The organism is Mucilaginibacter sp., from assembly GCF_041088075.1.
GTDB lineage: Bacteria > Bacteroidota > Bacteroidia > Sphingobacteriales > Sphingobacteriaceae > Mucilaginibacter_A.
The window spans coordinates 44,494-63,738 of record NZ_JBGCVY010000017.1 but is presented as its reverse complement, the minus strand read 5'-3'; the positions used below and the strand labels follow the sequence as shown (position 1 = coordinate 63,738).

17 protein-coding genes are annotated in these 19,245 nt (G+C 42.0%); 10 read left to right on the top strand and 7 right to left on the bottom strand.

Annotation, left to right across the window (positions count from 1 at the left end; translation table 11 throughout):
* The first annotated feature begins 12 nt into the window (after positions 1 to 12).
* Positions 13 to 1,098, top strand: coding sequence for a DNA topoisomerase IB (locus tag V5804_RS03150; protein ID WP_369589915.1), 1,086 nt, complete (start codon positions 13 to 15; stop codon positions 1,096 to 1,098).
* Positions 1,099 to 1,218: 120 nt separating this feature from the next.
* The gene (locus V5804_RS03145) at positions 1,219 to 1,713 is read left to right on the top strand and encodes a DUF421 domain-containing protein (RefSeq protein WP_369589914.1); all 495 of its coding nucleotides are present in this window, start codon (positions 1,219 to 1,221) and stop codon (positions 1,711 to 1,713) included.
* 167 nt (positions 1,714 to 1,880) lie between these two features.
* On the opposite strand, the gene V5804_RS03140 is transcribed toward V5804_RS03145, so the two are convergent.
* Together V5804_RS03140 and V5804_RS03135 are read right to left on the bottom strand one after the other, a co-directional pair.
* Positions 1,881 to 2,555: a MarC family protein gene (locus V5804_RS03140; RefSeq protein WP_369589913.1), complete on the bottom strand. Its 675-nt coding sequence runs from the start codon at positions 2,553 to 2,555 to the stop codon at positions 1,881 to 1,883.
* Positions 2,556 to 2,762: 207 nt separating this feature from the next.
* Positions 2,763 to 4,100 (bottom strand): Gfo/Idh/MocA family oxidoreductase, encoded by a 1,338-nt coding sequence (locus V5804_RS03135; RefSeq protein ID WP_369589912.1) that lies wholly within the window; start codon positions 4,098 to 4,100, stop codon positions 2,763 to 2,765.
* A gap of 211 nt (positions 4,101 to 4,311) precedes the next feature.
* Between V5804_RS03135 and cdaA the strand changes: the two genes are divergently transcribed.
* Positions 4,312 to 5,097 (top strand): diadenylate cyclase CdaA, encoded by a 786-nt coding sequence (gene cdaA, locus V5804_RS03130; RefSeq protein WP_369589911.1) that lies wholly within the window; start codon positions 4,312 to 4,314, stop codon positions 5,095 to 5,097.
* A gap of 338 nt (positions 5,098 to 5,435) precedes the next feature.
* Positions 5,436 to 5,603: a hypothetical protein gene (locus tag V5804_RS03125; RefSeq protein WP_369589910.1), complete on the top strand. Its 168-nt coding sequence runs from the start codon at positions 5,436 to 5,438 to the stop codon at positions 5,601 to 5,603.
* A 42-nt stretch (positions 5,604 to 5,645) separates the two neighbouring features.
* Here the strand turns inward: V5804_RS03125 and V5804_RS03120 are convergent, their stop codons facing one another.
* From V5804_RS03120 to V5804_RS03110, 3 genes are all read right to left on the bottom strand, one after another.
* On the bottom strand, positions 5,646 to 7,124 hold the full coding sequence (locus V5804_RS03120; protein WP_369589909.1) for a hybrid sensor histidine kinase/response regulator: 1,479 nt from the start codon (positions 7,122 to 7,124) through the stop codon (positions 5,646 to 5,648).
* Between the two features lie 384 nt (positions 7,125 to 7,508).
* The gene (locus V5804_RS03115) at positions 7,509 to 8,000 is read right to left on the bottom strand and encodes a hypothetical protein (protein WP_369589908.1); all 492 of its coding nucleotides are present in this window, start codon (positions 7,998 to 8,000) and stop codon (positions 7,509 to 7,511) included.
* Between the two features lie 11 nt (positions 8,001 to 8,011).
* Positions 8,012 to 10,525, bottom strand: coding sequence for a M1 family aminopeptidase (locus V5804_RS03110; RefSeq protein WP_369589907.1), 2,514 nt, complete (start codon positions 10,523 to 10,525; stop codon positions 8,012 to 8,014).
* A 93-nt stretch (positions 10,526 to 10,618) separates the two neighbouring features.
* Here V5804_RS03110 and V5804_RS03105 point away from each other — a divergent pair, with 93 nt between their 5' ends.
* Both V5804_RS03105 and V5804_RS03100 read left to right on the top strand, forming a co-directional pair.
* Positions 10,619 to 10,825: a hypothetical protein gene (locus V5804_RS03105; protein ID WP_369589906.1), complete on the top strand. Its 207-nt coding sequence runs from the start codon at positions 10,619 to 10,621 to the stop codon at positions 10,823 to 10,825.
* Positions 10,826 to 11,212: 387 nt separating this feature from the next.
* The gene (locus V5804_RS03100) at positions 11,213 to 11,401 is read left to right on the top strand and encodes a hypothetical protein (RefSeq protein WP_369589905.1); all 189 of its coding nucleotides are present in this window, start codon (positions 11,213 to 11,215) and stop codon (positions 11,399 to 11,401) included.
* 289 nt (positions 11,402 to 11,690) lie between these two features.
* Here the strand turns inward: V5804_RS03100 and V5804_RS03095 are convergent, their stop codons facing one another.
* Complete coding sequence (locus tag V5804_RS03095) at positions 11,691 to 12,101, bottom strand: BrxA/BrxB family bacilliredoxin (RefSeq protein ID WP_369589904.1); 411 nt, start codon at positions 12,099 to 12,101, stop codon at positions 11,691 to 11,693.
* A 152-nt stretch (positions 12,102 to 12,253) separates the two neighbouring features.
* On the opposite strand from V5804_RS03095, the gene ahcY reads away from it, so the two are divergent.
* Both ahcY and V5804_RS03085 read left to right on the top strand, forming a co-directional pair.
* Positions 12,254 to 13,567: an adenosylhomocysteinase gene (gene ahcY / locus V5804_RS03090; protein ID WP_369589903.1), complete on the top strand. Its 1,314-nt coding sequence runs from the start codon at positions 12,254 to 12,256 to the stop codon at positions 13,565 to 13,567.
* Between the two features lie 96 nt (positions 13,568 to 13,663).
* On the top strand, positions 13,664 to 14,521 hold the full coding sequence (locus V5804_RS03085) for a transporter (RefSeq protein WP_369589902.1): 858 nt from the start codon (positions 13,664 to 13,666) through the stop codon (positions 14,519 to 14,521).
* On the opposite strand, the gene V5804_RS03080 is transcribed toward V5804_RS03085, so the two are convergent.
* Complete coding sequence (locus tag V5804_RS03080; RefSeq protein WP_369589901.1) at positions 14,518 to 15,507, bottom strand: polysaccharide deacetylase; 990 nt, start codon at positions 15,505 to 15,507, stop codon at positions 14,518 to 14,520. The two genes, V5804_RS03085 and V5804_RS03080, sit on opposite strands and share 4 nt — an antisense overlap.
* Positions 15,508 to 15,733: 226 nt before the next feature.
* Here V5804_RS03080 and V5804_RS03075 point away from each other — a divergent pair, with 226 nt between their 5' ends.
* Together V5804_RS03075 and V5804_RS03070 are read left to right on the top strand one after the other, a co-directional pair.
* Entirely contained in the window at positions 15,734 to 16,483 is a 750-nt protein-coding gene (locus V5804_RS03075) for a hypothetical protein (protein WP_369589900.1), read from the top strand.
* A 1-nt stretch (position 16,484) separates the two neighbouring features.
* Positions 16,485 to 19,244 carry a TonB-dependent receptor gene (locus tag V5804_RS03070; protein ID WP_369589899.1) on the top strand — a complete coding sequence of 920 codons (2,760 nt, stop codon included), beginning with the start codon at positions 16,485 to 16,487 and terminating at the stop codon, positions 19,242 to 19,244.
* Position 19,245 lies beyond the last annotated feature (1 nt).

The following is a 19,245-nucleotide window of genomic DNA, read 5'->3' as shown; positions in this document are numbered from 1 at the left end:
TTAAGTGTAACCATGCAGCAACTCCGTAAACAATTAGATAAAATTGGCCGCGACCCGCAAATTACAGCCAAATCCGTAGGTTTAAGATATGTAAACGATTCGTCTCCCGGCTATACGCGAGAAAAAGTGGGCGAAGAATATATTTTTAAGGATGCAAAAGGGGCAGTGGTGGAAGATGAAGAACTGTTGGAACGTTTCCGCAAACTCATCATCCCGCCGGCTTACACCGATGTTTGGATTTGCCCTTATGAAAACGGGCATTTGCAGTTTACCGGTTTGGATGCGGCGGGGAGAAAACAATACCGCTACCATCAGGATTGGAACAAAATCCGCAACCAGTCCAAATACCACCGCATGGAAGTTTTTGCCAATCACATCCCGAAAATCCGCGAAGTGATTGACCGCGATTTGGCACGAAAAAAATTGGACAAGCAAAAAGTGCTGGCGCTGGTGGTTCGGGTGATGGAACTGACGCACATCCGCATCGGCAACGAAAACTACCGCGAACTGTACGGCTCGTACGGTTTAACTACTTTGAATGACGAACACGTGGAAATTGAAGGCGGAACCGTGAAGTTTGGTTTTAAAGGCAAAAAAGGCGTTTACCACGATTTAAAGCTGGAAAGTAAAAAGCTGGCCAAGCTGATCAAGCAATGCCAGGACATTCCGGGCCAGGAGTTGTTTCAATATTATGATGAAGAAGGCAACCCGCAGGATATTAAAAGCGATGATGTAAACGCGTATTTAAAAGACATTACGGGCGAGGATTTTACGGCAAAGGATTTCAGGACCTGGAGCGGCAGCGTACATGCTTTGTATGCGTTTAAAGCAGCAGGCGGATTTGAAACGACTACGCAATGCAAAAAAAACATCAAAAATGTTTTGGATGATGTGGCTTTTCATTTGGGCAACACGCGTACGGTTTGCAAAAAATATTACGTGCACCCTACGCTGATTAAAAGTTACGAAGAAGGCCGCATCGAACGTTATTTGGAACAGATCACCGAAGACAAACCGCTATCGGAACCGGGCCTAAACCAGGCCGAAAAGGTTTTGCTGGAATTGATCGGCAAGGAGAAAATTGCAGAAGCATTGTAATTTCCTACCGAATAAATCAAGAAGTTTCTGATGCTTCTTTTACCGGCATAAATCTTGGCTTCATAATTTCTTAACAATTAATTAACATTGCGGTTGACTTAAGTATAAGTTATAACGGCAATGGAAGAAATATTGTTAAAAGTTTTTGGCGAAGGAAAAGATTTAAACACTTTACAAATGGGCAGCCGGGCACTGGTAGTTTACCTGGTTGCTTTGCTGCTGATCCGTATTGCCGGCAGGCGTACTTTTGGTAAAAAAACCGCTTTTGACAACACCATTGCCATTATGCTGGGTGCCGTTTTAAGTCGGGCAGTTGTTGGCGCTTCGCCTTTTTTGCCCACCATTATCGGGTCTTTGGTGCTGGTTTTGCTGCACCGTGCCATTGCCTGGTACAGCTTGTACAATCAAAAATTTGAGCAATTGGTAAAGGGGAAATCAGAAATTCTGTATCAGCACAACCAAATCAACAAAGAAAACATGAAACGCGGTTTGATGAGCGAAGACGATTTGCAAAGCGATGTGCGGTTAAAAACACAAGCCAATTCTATGGAAGATATTGAAGAAATTTACATAGAAACCAGCGGCGAGGTAAGTATCGTAAAAAAGAAAAAGTAAATGCTTTTGCCTCCTGTTAAGTTTTGATTTTATACCGGTAAAAGAAGCATGGCAGAAAAAAACGTTCCTCCGGCCATGCTTCTTTTATGCCTATAATTTCATCAGCTTTCTTTTTTGGCCGTGTTCCTTGAAAAGCAGCTGATTTTTCTATGCGCCCGCTGCCCACATCAAAATTTAAACAGCACTTTTAAGCCGGTAAACGCAATTTGCAAGCCTACACAAAATATTAAAAAAGCAGAGATGCGGTTTACAATGTTTTCGCCGTTTTCGCCAAGAAAATGAATCAGTGTTTTGGTGTTAAAGTAGAAAAGGTAAACCAGCGTGCACATTACCAATACCGAAACCAACAAAGCCAGGGTATTGATGAGATAACCGGCCGTATTGTCGGCCGCACCATGCGCGCTCAAGGTAAAAAGTACCGAAATGGTGCCCGGGCCCGTAGTGATCGGAAAAGTTATCGGGTAAAAAAGTTTGCCGGCCACATGCTCATATCCGGTGTCGGTATTGCTCGTTGCCGCATCACTTGGCTGCACTTGTGTTGTTTTATCAGAAGACAAAAACCCCCAGCCAATTTTGCAGATCATAATGCCGCCCGCAAGTTGTATAATGGGTATGGAAATGCCGAAAAGCTTTAAAATCCATTGCCCGGCAAACAACGAGACCACGCAAATCAAAAAAGCATACAAACTTATCTTTTGCACTACTTTGCGTTTGTCCTTTTTATTGAGGTTGAGAAAATAAGGGTTGACGATAAACGCCGAACCAACCGGGTTGATAACCGGGAACAGCGCAATGATACCGATAAAAACAAGGTTAATAAACGAGTGGTAAAATTGGTTCATAAAGGAAGTATTGCGCTAACGGCAGGATGGATAAAGCTAAAAGAACATTTTGGTTTTCAAACCTTTAATTGTTTTTTAGTTTAAAAGCAGGCAAGCATTAAAACAAAAGGCAAAAGAAGCATGGCAAAAGCGAAAATTATACCGATAAAAGAAGCATGGCAGAAAAAAACGTTTCCCAGCCATGCTTCTTTTATGCCTATAATTTCATTAACCTTCTTTTGGCGGCGTGCCTCGGAAAGCGTCTATTTTTTCAATGCGTTCTAACTGTACAGGTTTGCCGGTGCGGGCAGATTCATAAATGGCTTCCATGATTTTCTGGTCCTGCAAACCTTCTTCGCCGGGCGTGTAAGGCGTTTTGTTTTCGATCACACATTCCGAAAAATGGTCAATCTCCAAAGCAAACTGGTTCTGCTCAGATAGTTTAGGCTGCATTTTGTTTTTAACTTTTCCTTCCGCGTGTTCGGCTTCCGGCATCAATCCCTGATAATCAAACGCCGGGTCCATGCCAAACCAGCCGCCGTTATCCGCGTAGCAACGGTAATGTTTGGAGTTGTGCGCGCCGTAACTGCAGGTATTATTGGCAATGGCGCCACTCGGAAAAAACATCTGGAACATCACGGCTTCTTCCACTTCTTTAAAACGCGGGTCGTTGGGCGTGGTATAAGTGCTTGCGCTCACCATATAAGGTTCTTCGCCCAGCAAATAGCGGTTGGTGTTGATGTCGTACAAACCAATATCCGGCAAAGAGCCGCCGCCCGAAAGCGCTTTTTTTAAACGCCACTGGTTTGGGTCGCCAATGTTTTGCACATTGGTAGAAGTGATTACTTTAACTTTGCCATATTTTTGCTGGCGGGTAAAATCCTTGATTTGCTTGTTGTTCGGCTCGTATTGGATGCGGTAAGCCACCATCAGTTTTTTACCGGCTTTTTTGCAGGCATCAATCATCCTTTCTGCCGATTTGGAAGAAACCGTCATCGGCTTTTCGCACAGCACATGTTTACCTGCTTTGGCCGCGCGAATCACAAATTCTTCGTGCATCGCGTTTGGCAAAACGATGTAAACAGCATCAATTTCGGGGTTGTTTTTAATGTTGTCGAAATTCTGGTAGTTGTAAATATTTTTTGGGGAGATGCCGTACTGCTGGGCCACTTTTTGCGCTTTTGCTGCATCGCCGCTTACCAAAGCTACCGGTTTCGAGTTTTTGCATTCGCCAAAAGCTTTCATAATCTGGCCTAAAGTCAGTTCGCCCAAACCTACAATGGCATAGCCCACGCGTTTTTCTTTAGGCAAAATGGAAGGCACGGCGGGTTGTTCGCCTTCGCTTTTGGCGTGCTGGCTCGGCACTTCTACTTTTACCGCTGCCGACATTGGCCCCGGCCCGCTGCCGCCACTGTTTGTGCTTTGTGCGTTGGCCGTTCCGCTTGTCAATAAATCGCCTGCAACTGTGGCCGCGATAATCCCTTTGCCTGCACTTTCTATAAATTTTCTTCTGTCATATGCTTTCGGGCTTGGGGTTTCCAGTTCAATGTCTTTAAAATCTGTCATTTGCTTTAGTTTTTTATGGGTTTTGATTTTTGTTTCTCCATAAAAAAACTCCCGGCCAATACTTTAGTTTACAATTAATTAAATTTTATGCCGATAAAAGAAGCATCGTTTCATCGGAACAATTTTTTTCACACCAACTTTATGCCGGTAAAAGAAGCATCGGTTTATTATTCGTACCCAAATCTTCGGCACAACTGTTAACTTCGTGCAAATGGATTTGAGCTTTCTGCATTTTTCTTTTTTTGATGTGCTGGACGTGGTGTTGGTGGCCATCATCATTTACCAAATTTACAACCTCATCCGCGGAACTATCGCCGCCAATATTTTTATCGGTTTGGCCATTTTGTGTGCTTTGTATTTTGTGGTGAAAGCCTTGAACATGCGCCTGCTTACCGGCATTTTGGGCAATTTTATGAATGTTGGCATTTTGGCATTGATCGTGGTTTTTCAGCAAGAGATCAGGCGGTTTTTGTTGCTGGTTGGCCGCAATGCTTCCCTCCAAAGAAACAAAGCCTGGTGGAAATATTTTTTTGGGCGGAAAGAAGAAGAAAAAAACAACTTGGCGCGCATCAAACCCATTATTGACGCCTGCAAAACCATGAAAGACAGCCGCACCGGCGCACTGATTGTTTTTGCCAAATATTACGACGAAGAGTTTTTTCACAACAGCAGCGAATATCTGGACGCGAAAATTACCAAACGGTTGCTGGAAAGTATCTTTCAAAAAAATAGCCCGCTGCACGATGGCGCCGTTATTATTGTCGGCAACAAGATCAAATCGGCCAGTTGTATTTTGCCTTTGACCGATAATACAAACCTGCCGCCGCAGTTTGGCTTGCGCCACCGCGCCGGCATCGGGATTTCGGAAGCAAGCGATGCAACAGCCTTGATCGTTTCCGAAGAAACCGGCGAAATTGCCTACGCCAAACAAGGAAAAGTAAAAATGGACATCAGTTTTAACGAACTGGAAAAACTGCTGAACAAAGATTTTGACTGATAAAAGAAGCATTAGGTTGTCATCCTGAACTTGTTTCAGGATCCCTCTTCTCAATCGAAACCTTGCTTGTGGTATGCCGAAACAAGTTCGGCATGACAAAAACACCAATTTTTACCTGGTAAAAGAAGCATTGCCGTTAGTCATCCTGAAATTTTTTCAGGATCCCTCTTCCAAGGTAATAACCTTTCTGATGGGATGCCGAAAAAATTTCGGCATGACAAAAACACACCAATTTTTATGCGGTAAAAGAAGCATTGCCGTTGGTCATCCTGAAATTTTTTCAGAATCCCTCTTCCACGGTCGGAACCTTGCTTGTGGGATGCCGAAAAAATTTCGGCATGACAAAAACCCGCCAATTTTTATGCGGTAAAAGAAGCATTGCCGTTGGTCATCCTGAACTTGTTTCAGGATCCCTCTTCCACGGTCGGAACCTTGCTTGTGGGATGCCGAAAAAATTTCGGCATGACAAAAAACCCACCAATTTTTATGCGGTAAAAGAAGCATGAGGATTTTCTCAGGCTAAAAAACCTTGGTCTGATAAGCAGCCTTTATTCTAAAACAGCTTGCGGCTGCGGTGCCAACGCATATTTTTTAATCAAAGCCAGCATTTGATAAGGCTCAAACGGTTTTGAAATAAAATCTGTAAAACCGATCAGCATCAGTTCGGCCAGCATTTCCTGGTCCATCAAAGATGCCGTAAATGCAATCACCGGTAAATTTGGATATAATTTTTTCACATCTTTGATGGCCGTAAAACCGTTCATCACCGGCATTTCCAAATCCATCAAAACCAAAGAATAATCTGCGTTTTGTGCTAAAACGTCCAACGCTTCCTGCCCGTTGTAAGCGCAGGCAACGGCAGCATGATAACTGGTCAGGATTTTTTTGGCAATCATCATGTTGATCTTGTTGTCTTCTGCAACCAGGATATTTAAGCCTGACAGATCATCCATGTCTGGTTTGGAACTTAACAAAGGCGACTCTTTTTTATCGGCAAGTTTAAAATTGATGGTAAAGCTAAACTTGCTTCCTTTGCCTTTTTCGCTTTCTAACTTTAACGAACTGTGCATCAATTCCAGCAAACGGAGGCAAATGGAAAGCCCTAAACCGGTGCCGGTATATTTTCGGGTGCTTTCATCGTAAACCTGCCAAAAACTTTCGTATATTTTGCCTTGGTCTTCTTTCGCAATGCCAAAGCCGGTATCTTCTACCACAAATTCTACCGAAAGCCCTGCATCGTCTTTTTGCCGGCAAAGCAAACTTAGCTTTACAAAACCTTTCTCGGTAAACTTTAATGCGTTTGACAATAAATTGTTGAGGATTTGGATGATGCGTACATCATCTCCCCAAATCATCTCATCAACCTCAGGTGCTACATCTACAATCAATTGCAGGTTTTTTTCTTCAAAACTGTTATAAAACGGCAAGATGGCGTTGGTAATCAACTGCTTCAAATTGAACTCGACCAGGTGTACTTCCAGTTTGCCGGCTTCTATTTTATTAAAATCGAGTATATCGTTTACCAAGTTGAGCATGTGTTTAGAACAATACTTTAAAATTCGGTAATATTCGTTGTCTTCCGAAAGATATTTTTCATCTTTTAACAAATTAACGGCACCTAAAACACCATTAAGCGGCGTCCTCAACTCGTGGCCCATCGTGGAAAGGAACCTGGTGCGGGAAGAAATGGTATTGTTTTTTTCTTCGATCAATTCTTCAAAGTTTAACTTTTGAGAACGGATGAAAGCATAGGCAAGGCCAACCGTCATCACTACGGAGGAGAGGGCATTGCACATAAATATTACCGCGCCAATCCGGTGCGAGACCGGTTCTAACGGCTTAACGTACAGCCCCAAAAAAATGCAGGTTAAAAAGGAAACCACGGTAATGGTAAAATTAAACAGCAAGGTGTTGTAGTTTGACTTTTCAAAATCTATCAGCACCGGCAAACAGATCAGCAATGGGAAATAATAGAAGCATTGGCCGGATTGCGCCCCTTCTACCAAAACGCTGATTATCAAATGCATGCTTACAATAAATAAAAATAAATACTCTGTTTTGTTTAAGATGCCGATCCTTTTTAAAAACATTACGCTCGCCAAGCAAAAGCAAAACAAGCTTGTTGATATACAGGAAAAGTTGAGGTGCAAACAAAAATAAACAATTGATAAAACGAACCCGGAAGCAAACGCTACGGAATAAACCAGGAAAAGCCTTTTAGAAAGATCCCTTAAATCAAATATTGACAGGAAAGCGTCTTTTGTGATGAAAGGCATGTTTACTTTTTACGAACCGGTAATATTAAAGTTTCAAAAGCCCCTGCTTTATTGTTATCATTTAAATCATTGCTTTTTATTTACGTACACCAATTTTATAGGCATAAAAACAGTATGCGGGCTTTTTTGAAGTTTTTAAGGAGTAAATTTGCTTGTGTCTGTCTTTGGTTTAACAAGTGGCTGCCCACGTAAAACTGGCATAGTGTATTTTGTAGTTCCATCAGGTTTTACAATTGGCATATTCCAATTGCCTTGTGGCGTAGCAATCGGCATTCTATCCAATAAAGCTGTTAAATTATGATTTGTTGAAAAAGTTTTTTTGGGTTGGATACGAGGCGAAAACAATAAATTCAAATCGTTTTGTTGCTGTTTGGAAAGCTTATTTGACGGAACCGTATCAGAAAAACGATTAAGGCCGGCTACACTTTGAGGCGTACGGTTTGGCGTATATGTATTTTGCTGGGCCTTTAGCGTAAAAACCATTCCCGAAAACAGGATGAAGAAAACCGCTTTTTTCATGACATAAAATTTAATGTCCAATTTACAAATGTTTATTGAGAAGTTTTGCAAATTAAATGCAAATAAAAAGAGCATTCCGAAAAATCCGGATGCTCTTTTTATGCCCATAAAAACAGTATTTATTTGGCTGCTTTTATTTCGTCAATCGCTTTGGAAATGTAATCTGCTTGGGCATTCAACTGGCTTTTTAAATTTGCATCAGCGTTTTTGGCCTGGTTTTGTTTTTGGGTTTTCAGTTCGCCCAGCATGCCCATTACGTATTGGTCAACGCCGTATTGTTTGTATTGAATGGCCAGTTTTTTAAACGCATCAACCCGCGGGTTTACTTTTTGCGTGTCGTTCACTTTCCCCAGCATGGCAACATAACCTTGCATCACGTTAAATTTTGCCTGTACGCCACCCTGGTCAAATGCGTTGCTCACAAAAGGCAGTTCGGCTTCCGATCCTTTTGTGGTATAAAGCACTACCATGGCTTGTGTAAGCGCGCCTTTGTTGTCTTTTTCAAAACCTTTGGCAATTTTCAAAGCTTCGTCCGGGTTTTGCGCTGCCAAAGCATTCAAAGCTGCACCTTGCACGGCGTACGACTGGCTGTTTAAAGCAGTCCTGAACAAAGGCAGATCAGCAGAATTTTTGAGTTTGCCCAAAGCAATGATCGCTGCTGCTTTTACCGTATTGTTTTTATCGTTTTGGGCGATATTGGTCAGTTCTGGCAAGGCCGCTTGTTTAACTTCATCGCTGCTTAGGTTTACATTTCGGATAGCCAAAGTGCGCAGCCCGTAATATTTATCTTTTAATGCCGCCAATATTACTTTGCGCGCCCCGGCATCGCCTTGTTTGCCCATTACGGCGTTCATCGCTTCCCAACGGTCTAAATACAAAGGCGCGTTAAAATACTGGAACACATATTCGTCCGTAGTTTTATTGTCTGTTTTTTGGGCGAGCAATGTTTTATCGCCATCCACATTAACCAAATTTGGTTTGGATGCAACTTTAAAACTCAGCGTGTCTGTTTTGTCTTTCATCCAAATTTGGTGGCGTTCTTTTTGTCCGCCAACATACAAATCAATGGCCATTGGCAAGGTAAAAGTCTGGCCTTCCTGGGTTTGCGTTAAATAAACAAACTGCGTTTTGCTGCCTTCGTCCCATCTGTAATCAATCTTTAAATCCGGGTTGCCCGCGCCATAATACCATTGGTTAAAAAACCAGTTTAAATCCTGTCCGCTTGTTTTTTCCAATGCCAAACGCAATTGCTGTGCTTCGCCGTTGCCCAAAGCATTTTGGCGGAGGTATAAATTCAGGCCGGTAAAAAAAGCATCTTCGCCCAAATAAGTACGTAGCATATTTAAAATGCAGCCGCCTTTTTGGTACGTAACCACATCAAACATGTCTTCTTTATCCGCATAATAAAAACGAACCAGGTTTTTTGTACGCGCATCTTTAGAATTCAAATAAGCCAGCATATTTTCGTGGATGTGTGCGCCGCCTTCATCTTTTCCGTAGCGGTGTTCGGCCCAAAGGGTTTCGCTGAAATCCGCAAAAGATTCGTTCACCGTTAAATTGCTCCAGCTTTCGCAAGTTACGTAATCGCCAAACCATTGATGGAAAAGTTCGTGTGCGATGGTGCTTTCGCCCTGACTGTAATTATCGTCCAGCATTTCCCGGGCTGTTTTTTGCACGTATTCGCCATGCAAAGTTGCCGTGGTGTTTTCCATCGCGCCGCTCACATAATCACGCACCACAATCTGGCTGTATTTGTTCCAGGGAAAATCAACGCCTAATTTCTGCGAATAAAAACCGATCAGTTCCGGCGTAAAACCAAAAATTTGTTTGGCAAAAGGGGCAAAGGCAGGTTCCAGATAATAGTTCACTTCCTTGTCTTTCCATTTGTCTTTGTAGATTTTAAAATCGCCAACGGCCATCATAAACAAATACGGCGCATTGGGCTTGTCCATTTTCCAGGTATCGGTGCGCAGTCCGTTTCCCGCAGGTTTTTGGGAAATGAGTTTTCCGTTAGAAAGCGTAACATATTTGGACGGAACCGTCATGCTGATCTCTTGCAGCGTTTTCTGGTCGGGCTTGTCAATTGTTGGAAACCAAGCGGATGAACTTTCCGTTTCGCCTTGCGTCCAGATTTGGATCGGTTTGGTTTTGTCCGCGCCATCCGAATTGATAAAATACAAACCTTTCGCATCGCTGATGGCCGCACTTCCTTTTACTTTCAGTTCGTCCGGCTTGGATGTGTAACTTATGTAAAGCGTATAGTTTTCTGCGGAAGTATATTTTTTATCGAGTTTGATCTTCAATTGCAAACTATCATAAGTGTATTTCAACGGCATATTCTTACCGTTTTTAACCACAGAAATATTGCTGATGTCCATTCCTTTGGCATCCAAAGTCAAAGAATCGGTTGGATAAAAATGCGGTTTCAGCGTAACCCATTCTTTGCCGTACAAATAATGCTTGCCATAATCAAAACGGACATCGAGTTTGGTGTTGACCAAATCATTAATTTTTACCGGCGTGGCACGATAGATTTTTAAAGCCGGGTTATCATTGGTTGTTTGGGCAGATAAGGCCGAGGAAACCAAACAGGCTGCGCCGATTGCGGCAAAGCGTTTAAAAAGGTTGATCATATTTTGAATAAAAATTATACAGGTTAAGAAGTGTAAATTTACATTCCTTGGGCTAATAACGCGCAATTAGTTAAATTTGGATAAAACATCACTATGGAAACTTTGGAAATCAAAAAAAAGCTGCACGATTATATTGAAACAGCAGATGAAGAAAAATTAAAAGCGATTTATATGGTTTTGGAAACTGATATTGAAAGCGTAAAGGAAAGCCGGACGAAAGAACCGGAAGCCGGAACGGCAAAGGAAAGCACTTGGCAAGAAGCGAAAGCAAAGGCTATGAAAAGGATTGTTGAGGGTTGATAAAAAAACTGGAAGTATTTAACGTTCTTTTTGCTTGAACAAAAAGAACCAAAAATTCAAGACAAACCCGATCCCTCCGGGCGTTTTGTCGGCCTTTCCGCACCTGGGTTGAGACCTGCCGCTTTGGAATATCCGGCGGTTATCTTGCGCTTTTGATGGCTATTTTCAGATGCTTCTTTTATCGGTATAAATTAGGTAAGATGGAAAGTAGTTTGTTGTTTTTAAAAACTTGCAAGGCCGTTTGCAGGTATGCGCCCAGGAGCGTGGGGCTGAATGCCGCCCGGAGGCAATCCGGCATTCTTGACTTTTTGGTTCTTTTGTGTCAAGACAAAAGAACGTAAAGACAGGGCGAAGACCCGTTAATTGTTTAGTTAAGCAAACCTTTGTTTGCTCGATTTAACGTTCTTTTTGCTTGAACAAAAAGAACCAAAAATTCAAGACAAACCCGATCCCTCCGGGCGTTTTGTCCGGCCTTTCCGCACCTGGGCGGTGACCTGTTGCTTTGGAATATCCAACGGTTATCTTGCGCTTTTAAAGGCTATTTTTTCAGATGCTTCTTTTACCGGCATAAATTAGGTGAATGAAAAAGCAACTTCTTGTTTTTTAGAAACTTGCAGGGCCGCTTGCAGGTAGCCGCCCAGGAGCGTGGGGCTGAATGCCGCCCGGAGGCGATCCGGCATTCTTGATTTTTTGGTTCTTTTTGATCAAGCAAAAAGAACGGACAAAAAATAAAACAGCCCAGATTTATACCGGTAAAAGAAGCATTAGAAAAAACAGCCACATTCCCAAACGAAAATTCAAGAAACAAAAAAATCCGGTAGTAATTAAACCGCCGGATTTTAATTTTATACCGATAAAAACAGCATCAACAATATTGGTCGAAAGCGCCAGCCAGGTTATCGGCAATCATTTGTGCCGGGCGGCCTTCAATTTGGCGTCGCTCGATGATGTGCACCAACTTTCCATCTTTAAACAAAGCCATGGCCGGCGATGACGGCGGATAAGGCAGCATGTAATCGCGCGCGGTATCAACGGCATCAGTTTCCATTCCGGCAAAAACGGTTACAAAACGATCTGGCACTTTGCCGTTTTGCGTAGCCATTTTTGCTGCCGGGCGCGCGTTGGCAGCCGCACAACCGCAAACCGAATTAACCATCACAAAAGTAGTTCCCGGCGATTCGATGGCGTTTTTTACATCATCGGCCGTTTTTAATTCCTGAAAACCAACTCGGGTCAAATCTTCCCGCATCGGGGCAACTAAATATTCTGGGTACATTTTTCTTCTTTTTAAATCCCAACAAATCTAATCAATCCAAATTAGTCGTGCTAAGCGAAGTAAAAATATTAACACAGAACTGACAACGATAAGTTTTCTGGTTTCGAAATAAAACTTTTTTATCCTTATTTTTGCATGATAAAAGAAGCATTATGGCATTAGTAGAAACCTACGTTCCGTTTAAAGTAAAAGACATTAGTTTGGCCGAATGGGGCCGCAAAGAAATTGGCCTTGCCGAAGCAGAAATGCCTGGTTTGATGGCCTTGCGTGCCGAATACGGCGCATCAAAACCGTTAAAAGGCGCAAGGATTGCCGGTTGTTTGCACATGACCATTCAAACGGCCGTTTTAATAGAAACGCTGATTGAACTGGGTGCCGAAGTTACCTGGTCGTCCTGCAATATTTTCTCTACACAAGATCATGCTGCTGCGGCCATTGCGGCTGCCGGAATCCCGGTTTATGCTTGGAAAGGGATGAACGCTGAGGAATTTGACTGGTGCATTGAGCAAACGCTGTATTTTGGCGAAGACCGCAAGCCGTTGAACATGATTTTGGACGATGGCGGCGATTTAACCAACATGGTTTTTGATAAATACCCGGAGCTGGTTGCAGGAATAAAAGGTTTGTCCGAAGAAACCACCACTGGCGTGCACCGTTTGTACGAGCGCATGAAAAATGGTACGTTGCCAATGCCTGCTATCAACGTAAATGATTCGGTTACCAAATCCAAGTTTGACAATAAATACGGTTGCCGCGAATCTTTGGTTGATGCCATTCGCCGCGCAACTGATGTAATGATGGCCGGAAAAGTAGCCGTGGTTTGCGGTTATGGCGATGTAGGAAAAGGTTCTGCAGATTCTTTGCGCAATGCTGGTGTTCGTGTGATTGTAACCGAAATTGACCCGATTTGTGCGTTGCAAGCTGCGATGGAAGGTTTTGAAGTGAAGAAACTTTCGACTGCCATTACCGAAGCTGATATTGTAGTTACGGCAACCGGAAATTGTGATATTGTGAAAGAACAACATTTCCGTGCGTTAAAAGATAAAGCCATTGTTTGCAACATTGGCCACTTTGACAACGAAATTGATATGGCCTGGCTGAATGAAAATTATGGCAATACCAAAATTGAAATTAAGCCACAAGTTGATAAATATACCATCAACGGTAAAGATGTAATTGTATTGGCCGAAGGCCGTTTGGTAAACTTGGGTTGTGCAACCGGACATCCAAGTTTCGTGATGAGTGCTTCTTTTACCAACCAAACTTTGGCACAATTAGAACTTTGGATGCATACCAACAAGTACGAAAACAAAGTTTATACCTTGCCAAAAACTTTGGACGAAAAAGTTGCAAGGTTACATTTATCCAAAATTGGCGTGGAATTGGAAGAATTAGAAAACTACCAGGCCGATTATATTGGTGTAAAAGTGGATGGTCCGTTTAAACCGGATTATTATCGGTATTAATTTAGCTGATTTTATTCAGAAAAAAACATATTTCTTAAAAGCTGCTTTAACTAAGGCAGCTTTTTTTGTGTCCAAAATTATCCCAATACTTCTTTTATGACCATAAAATTTATCTTTCTGATTTTTATTTTCTTCGCGTTGGTTCTACAAGTTTGCGCACAGGATTTGCCCAAAACAGAAAAGCCAATCAAACAACGTTACAATCTTTTTCATCCCACACCAAAAGATTCGTTGCGGTCATTTGATCCGGACCGACCGAACATCACCGAATCGCCTTACACGGTTGATGCCGGGCACATTCAATACGAAGCCGATTTTTTGCGCTATGAATACAAAACAACCGAAGAAGGCAGGCAACACGCCATCTTGTATAATTATTTCAACATCAAAGTTGGGTTGAGCAACAGTTTGGCTGCGCAAGTTTTGATCCAAACTTACGCCCATCAACAAAACGAAGATTTGGCCACGCATGAGAAAACCGCAGATGCTGGTTTTGGTGATTTGACCATCCGTTTAAAAAAGAATTTTTTGGGTGATGACGGCAATATTTCGCTGGCTGTAATTCCGTACTTAACTTTTCCAACCAACCACTACCAGGATAATTCTAAATATGAAGGCGGAATTATTGTTCCAATCATGTTCAAATTAAAAAACGATTGGCAACTAAGTTTGCAAGTAGAAGGCGACCGCTTAAAAGATGATGTGGGCGATGGTTTGCACAATCAAATTTTACAATCTGTCAATATCGGGCATCCAATTTTCAATAAAAACTTAAATGGTTATTTAGAAACTTATTACGAGTATGATTTCAAAGCACACAACATCAACAATTACTTTGATGCGGCTTTGCAATATGGTATTTCCAAGTCTGTAATGTTTGATATTGGGTTTAATCTTGGATTTCAAAAGGCGGCAGACCATGCTTTTTTTGCGGGGATTGCTTTCAGGCTTTAATGATTGTATTCTTCGTCCACACTTTCGCGCAGATCATACAGCAACCATTGTTTTTGCGTAACATTTTTTTGTTCTGATTTTAGCAAACTGATAAAATCATTCACGCCGATCGGTTCGTTGCCGTTGCCGTGGATCAGCACAATACTTCCGGGCAACGCTTTTTGTCCTTTGGCCAGCCAGGCATCGCTGCCAATCGGGATCAAACCAAAACCGGTAATTTCAAACAATAATTTTGCATCCGAAACCAGTCCCGGAAACCGGAAAAACACCGAAGGCAGCATGCCGTTGCGCAACATGGCCTGCTCGGTTTCCAGCACTTCGTAGTTGATATTCGTGCCGGGTTCAAGCAAAAAATTCTCTTTCAGAGGCTTTTTAGGGTCAACGCGATGATTATAAGTATGGTTGATCCAGGTGATAAAAATATGGCCGTCCAGCTCCTGCTGTTTCAGCCAATTTAAATCTGCTTCGTGGTCTTTCATCCACAAACCCGAAACCGAAATGGCAACCGGCGGATGTGGCTCTGCTTTGTTAAATTCCTGAAAAACATCGTTAAAAATACGGCGGTCAAGTTTTTTATGCGAAGGACAAAGGTCAATCGTTAAACTAATTCCCGCTTCTTTCGGCATTCCCTGTACAATTCCGGCATCCTGAATGGTAGCTGATTGTTTTTCGGCAGCGGTTAAAGCATTGGTATAAGCGGTATTGTTGAAAGATTGCCGTGCTGCTGCAAGTGTGGTTGGTTTAAGTTCGTACGAATTGGCTTCGGCAACTTTGGTAACCAGCGTCCGTGGTTCTGCCAGCAAAAGCCAGGTTTTTCCAGAATCTTCGAAACGGCGTATGACCAGCCAGTTTTCTGTATTTCTTCTGGCCTCGGCATAATAAGTTTCGTAATTACGGATGTCTTTAAAAGCTGCAATTTGGGCCGATGCTTCTTTTACCGGCATAAAAATGGTGAGGAGGGCGAGGAGTTTGAGTTTGAATGGCATTCGGTTTATCAGCTAAAATGTTTTTTAACGCAGGAACGTGGGATGTGGTTTTGGGATAATGGCAGCATCCTTTTTTGCAACAGGTAAATTTTATAGTGCTAAAAGAAGCATTCTTAATTGAAAGTATTCCGGCTCGGTCTGGGTCAATTGTTTGTTTTTCAAAAAATTAAGTGTTTGATTATTAAAAGATATTACTGTAACTTTCGTTCCTCCATCTACCTAAAAAATGAGCAGCAATATTTTAAAATTCATAGCCGTATCTTTTATATGTATGGTGTATGGCAAAACTTTAATTGGCCAAACATTGGTAAGGGATACTTCTTCCCAACAACAAAAAATCAACAATGTTATTCAGAATTTTACTACGGCTATCGGTGAAAATTCCAGGTTGTACAACGGGCCGGAATATGAGCAGTACGATGCTGCAATTAAAGGAAATGCTTATTACGATGATATAAATGTTTGGAAGATTGGATCGGTAAATTATGATGATGTAGTTTACAACAATGTTTCGATGATGTATGATATTTACAAGAATTGTGTGGTGGTTTTGTATTATAACAAAATTTTTCGCTATACTTTGCTGAATGATAAATTGCACTACTTTAATTTATTAGATCATCATTTTATCTATGTTCATGCAGATAGTTTGAAAGATTCGGGAATCCAAAACGGGATATTTGACCAACTTTATAAAGGAAAAACAGAGGTTTTGGTAAAGAGATCAAAAACTATTCAAACAAATACAAAATCAACCACCTTAGAAAGCTATTTCAATACGGAGAAAAAAGAGGTTTACCTGAAAAATGAAGGCATTTATTACAAGATCAACGGAAAAAATTCTATTTTAAAAGCTTTGCAAGACAAGAAAAAACAAGTCCAGCTTTTTATCAGTGATAACCGTATCAAGTATAAAGCAGACTCGGAGCAGGCATTGGTAAAAATTGCTGCTTATTACGACCAATTATCAAACTGATATGAAAAAATGTTATTTCGTTTTTTTCCTGCTGATACTTATAAAAGTTGCTTTTGCACAACAACCGGCAAAAACTTTTAGCGTCAATTTTCATGAAGTTAAGATTGAACAGTTTGTTGCTGAATTGGAATCAAAAAGCAGCTATCATTTTTATTACAACCCCGCACAATTTGATAGTTTAAAAGTTACTTTGGAAGTTGCCAATGTGCCTTTGCAAACCATTCTGGAACAATCTTTTCGCAATACCAGTTTTCATTATGCCATAGTTGGGCAGCAGGTTTTCCTCACCAAAGGAAGGGAACTGCAAACAACGCTGGCTGCTGGTTTTTTTAAAGGAAAGGCAGGGGATGTATCGCATGAAACAATTCCAATTGTAGATTATGCCAACGATCAGGATAAAAAAATACCGGAAGCAACAACGGAAAACAAATTGTACGAAATCGGGATAAAAACAAACGAAATTAAACCGGGTACGGCCACACTGGCCGGTTATGTAAAAGATATTAAATCGGGCGAAGCGGTTATTGGTGCAAGTATCAAAGTGGTTGATTCTAAGATTGGAATTGCTACAGACCAGTTTGGTTATTACTCCCTTACCCTGCCGCGCGGCAGGCAAACGTTAAGTATTCGCGGTTTGGGCATGCGCGACACGCGGAGGCAAATCCTGTTGTACAGCAACGGAAAACTGAATATTGAAATGCAGGAACAAATTACCTCGTTAAAAGAAGTAAAGATTTCTGCGGAAAAAGTAGCCAATGTACGGAGCGGGGAGTTGGGCGTAAACCGGCTGGACATCAAAGCGATCAAACAAGTTCCGGCAGTTTTTGGGGAAGCCGATGTGTTGCGGGTAATCCTGACGCTGCCCGGCGTGCAATCGGTTGGCGAAGCAACCACCGGGTTTAATGTCCGCGGTGGCGCTGCCGATCAAAATTTGATCTTGCTGAACGATGCCACGATTTATAACCCGGCGCATTTTTTCGGCTTCTTTTCCGCTTTCAACCCGGATATTGTTAAAGATGTGCAACTGTATAAAAGCAGTATCCCGGAAAAATACGGCGGCCGTTTATCTTCCGTTTTGGATGTAACAGACCGCGAAGGAAACAAGAAAAACTTTACCGGTTCGGCAGGTATCGGGTTGCTTACCAGCAGGTTTAATATCGAAGGCCCGATCGTCAAAGATAAAACTTCTTTTATTTTTGGCGGCCGCACCACTTATTCCGATTGGTTGCTAAAGCTGTTGCCCGAAGATTACAAACACAGCCAGGCTTCTTTTTATGATTTGAACTTGGATATCAGCCACCAAATCAATGAGCGGAACAACATTTACATCACCAGTTACCTCAGCAATGATAAATTTAAGTTGAACAGCGATACGGCTTACGCTTACAGCAACACCAATGTCAACATCAAATGGAAGCATAATTTTAGCAACCGGTTTTACAGTGTTTTTACCGCCGGGAACGATCATTACCAATACAATACTTCCAGTTCCGATAATCCTGTAAATGCTTATAAGCTGGGTTTTGATATCAACCAGACCAATTTTAAAGCTGATTTTACTTATTACGTCAACCCAAAAAACACAGTTGATTTTGGGCTGAGTTCTATTTTGTACAAACTAAACCCCGGCGATTTTGAACCGAACGGAAGCAAATCTTTGGTGGTGCCAGATGTTGTTTCGGCAGAACGGGCCTTGGAAAGCGCTTTGTATCTGGGCGACAAGTACGACATCACGCCTGATTTGCTGGTTAGTTTTGGCTTGCGCTATTCTTTGTACAATTACCTCGGCCCGCAAACGGTTAATTATTATGCGCCCAATCTGCCTCGGGAAAGTGTAAACCTGATTGACAGCACAACTTATAAAAAGAACCAGGTGATTAACACGTATCATGGGCCAGAGATCAGGGCTTCGGTAAGGTATAACCTGGGTGATAATTCTTCCATCAAAGCCGGGTACAATACATTAAGGCAGTACATTCATTTGCTTTCCAACACAACCGCAATTTCGCCTACGGATGTTTGGAAGTTGAGCGATCCGAACATTAAACCGCAATACGGCGACCAGGTTTCGTTAGGCTTGTATCACAATGCCAAGGCAAACACCATCGAACTTTCTGTGGAAGTGTATTATAAACGGCTGAAAGATTACTTGGATTATAAAAGCGGTGCCACACTGGTTTTGAACCATCACGTTGAAACAGACGTCATCAACACACAAGGAAAAGCTTACGGCGCAGAATTTTTACTGCGCAAAACGGCAGGAAAATTAAACGGCTGGATGAGTTATACTTACTCGCGTACTTTTTTAAAACAAGATGACCCGAACGCAGGCGATTTGATCAACAAAGGCAATTATTATCCGGCAAATTTTGACAAGCCGCATAGTTTCAACTTTACCGGCAACTACCGTTTGTCGCATCGCTTTAGTGTTTCTTTAAATGCAACTTACAGTACCGGCCGCCCAATTACTTTGCCGATTGCCAAGTATCAGTATGCGGGTGCCGAAAGGGTTTATTATTCGGATCGGAACCAATACCGCATCCCGGATTATTTCAGGTCAGACTTCTCCATGAATATAGAAGGCAACCATAAAGTGCACCAGCGAACCCATAATTCGTTTACTATTGGCGTTTATAATTTAACAGGCCGGCAGAATGCTTATTCAACTTATTTTACCTCGGAAGGCGGTGCGATCAACGGTTACCAGTTGTCCATTTTTGCCCGGCCGATCCCTTTTATTAATTACAACATCAGATTTTAAA

Excerpts from the sequence above, each read along its gene's own strand:
- V5804_RS03150 (WP_369589915.1), top strand. The coding sequence starts at position 13 with ATGCAGCAACTCCGTAAACAATTAGATAAAATTGGCCGCGACCCGCAA.
- V5804_RS03145 (WP_369589914.1), top strand. The coding sequence starts at position 1,219 with ATGGAAGAAATATTGTTAAAAGTTTTTGGCGAAGGAAAAGATTTAAAC.
- V5804_RS03140 (WP_369589913.1), bottom strand. The coding sequence starts at position 2,555 with ATGAACCAATTTTACCACTCGTTTATTAACCTTGTTTTTATCGGTATC.
- V5804_RS03135 (WP_369589912.1), bottom strand. The coding sequence starts at position 4,100 with ATGACAGATTTTAAAGACATTGAACTGGAAACCCCAAGCCCGAAAGCA.
- cdaA (WP_369589911.1), top strand. The coding sequence starts at position 4,312 with ATGGATTTGAGCTTTCTGCATTTTTCTTTTTTTGATGTGCTGGACGTG.
- V5804_RS03125 (WP_369589910.1), top strand. The coding sequence starts at position 5,436 with ATGACAAAAACCCGCCAATTTTTATGCGGTAAAAGAAGCATTGCCGTT.
- V5804_RS03120 (WP_369589909.1), bottom strand. The coding sequence starts at position 7,124 with ATGCATTTGATAATCAGCGTTTTGGTAGAAGGGGCGCAATCCGGCCAA.
- V5804_RS03115 (WP_369589908.1), bottom strand. The coding sequence starts at position 8,000 with ATGGGCATAAAAAGAGCATCCGGATTTTTCGGAATGCTCTTTTTATTT.
- V5804_RS03110 (WP_369589907.1), bottom strand. The coding sequence starts at position 10,525 with ATGATCAACCTTTTTAAACGCTTTGCCGCAATCGGCGCAGCCTGTTTG.
- V5804_RS03105 (WP_369589906.1), top strand. The coding sequence starts at position 10,619 with ATGGAAACTTTGGAAATCAAAAAAAAGCTGCACGATTATATTGAAACA.
- V5804_RS03095 (WP_369589904.1), bottom strand. The coding sequence starts at position 12,101 with ATGTACCCAGAATATTTAGTTGCCCCGATGCGGGAAGATTTGACCCGA.
- ahcY (WP_369589903.1), top strand. The coding sequence starts at position 12,254 with ATGGCATTAGTAGAAACCTACGTTCCGTTTAAAGTAAAAGACATTAGT.
- V5804_RS03085 (WP_369589902.1), top strand. The coding sequence starts at position 13,664 with ATGACCATAAAATTTATCTTTCTGATTTTTATTTTCTTCGCGTTGGTT.
- V5804_RS03080 (WP_369589901.1), bottom strand. The coding sequence starts at position 15,507 with ATGCCATTCAAACTCAAACTCCTCGCCCTCCTCACCATTTTTATGCCG.
- V5804_RS03075 (WP_369589900.1), top strand. The coding sequence starts at position 15,734 with ATGAGCAGCAATATTTTAAAATTCATAGCCGTATCTTTTATATGTATG.
- V5804_RS03070 (WP_369589899.1), top strand. The coding sequence starts at position 16,485 with ATGAAAAAATGTTATTTCGTTTTTTTCCTGCTGATACTTATAAAAGTT.